Origin of the sequence: Paucilactobacillus wasatchensis, assembly GCF_000876205.1 — a bacterium.
Lineage (GTDB): Bacteria > Bacillota > Bacilli > Lactobacillales > Lactobacillaceae > Paucilactobacillus > Paucilactobacillus wasatchensis.
Map to the genome: position 1 here is coordinate 1 of NZ_AWTT01000086.1, position 1506 is coordinate 1506.

The following is a 1506-nucleotide window of genomic DNA, read 5'->3' on the forward strand; positions in this document are numbered from 1 at the left end:
CTAAAATGTCGCAACTAACTAAGGTCCGGCAATTAGTGAATGGCAAAACGGAACAATATAAGGTTAAAGTCCAATTTCTCAATGATCGTTACATCATTAGCTATCCAAATAGCGTTTCGCTGCCGACATACAGTTATTTAATGTACAAGCAAAGTGCCAATAGTCTGATGACTACATTGCTTAATTCAGTTAGTTCATCGGCAGTGTCTGTGCATAAGAAGGGCCATCAAACAACTTATACAGATGGATCGAATAAGCGGATGGTCGTCAATACTAAAAGCGGTACCGTCAACTATGATAATTTCAGTTCAGCGACGAAAAATATGGATACCTTAAATGCATTATTAACCAAAAGTTTTCAGCACCTGAGTAATATCGGTGTTCCACTCGAAAATATTCGCTACGATCATTCTAATGTCGCTAATAAAAAAGTTGTTTACCGTGGTTATGTTGAAAGTTTTCCAATTTTTAACCAAACCCAGTATGGCGCCGTGCAAATCAAATATTTAAAAGATGGCGAGCAAAAGTATTATTTTTCGTTGTATAGCCTTCAAGTACCTGTACCGAATGGAACCAAGAATGTGACTGTACCAGCTACCAGTGATGTTCTGCAACAGCTGCAGACAGCTGGTGTCAATCTGAAAAAAATTAAAAATCTGTGCCTCGGATACGAATGGCAAACGAATAAAGATTCACACATGGTGGTTGATCTAGCGCCAACGTACTATGTTTATTACCAAGGAAAATGGCAAAATTACAAAACATTAGTAGATTAACAATAGGCGTAAAGGAGGGCCAATAATGGATTTTAAGCGAATTGAGTGGATTTTTTTAGTGGCGTTTATCGCTATTGATGTCTTTTTATTTGTTTCATTTACGACCAATAATCAATTTACAACCACTACCTCAACGGGTTCTAGCCGTGAATCAACCATTCTAAAAGAAATGAAGGATGATTCAATTACGGTTAATACCTTGTCTGCCAAGCGTAGTTCAGGTTATTATATTTCTAGCGATGGCGGCGATATTTTAACCACCCAATCTGAACAATTAACCAACCAAAGTATTCGTTTCAACGATGATGAATTAATCGGCACATTTACCAGACCGATTACCATTGATGAAAACGATCCTAGTAAAGTCCTTAATAAGATTGTTGCCAATAAAAATCGCATTTCATTTGGCTCTCACTACGTTTACGATGCCCAACTAACAGCCTCAGCAAGTGATACAATTGTGTATGTCCAAAAAGGGCCGGGCGAAAATGTTTTCTCATCTGATGGGGTCATTCGCTTTAAGCAAAATTCCAAAAACCAGATCACAGGCTATACGCAAACGTATATGCATGCAATTAAGACTTTGCGGGAAAAAGAAGCTACAATTAGTCAAAAAAAGGCAGTTATTTGGCTTTATCAGCACAATGAAATTCCGAATAATTCTAAAATTAGGTGGGCAAAGTTAGGTTACGCTAAGTTGCTGTCACTAAAAGGTAACACGGTCTATATT

1 protein-coding gene and 1 pseudogene are annotated in these 1506 nt (G+C 37.6%); both read left to right on the forward strand.

The window, feature by feature from the left end; all coding sequences use genetic code 11:
* Positions 1 to 776: pseudogene (locus WDC_RS09755) on the forward strand (YycH family regulatory protein); the annotation flags it as partial.
* A 25-nt stretch (positions 777 to 801) separates the two neighbouring features.
* Positions 802 to 1506 (forward strand): two-component system regulatory protein YycI (locus tag WDC_RS09190; protein ID WP_044011548.1); only part of this gene is annotated, 705 nt, incomplete at its 3' end.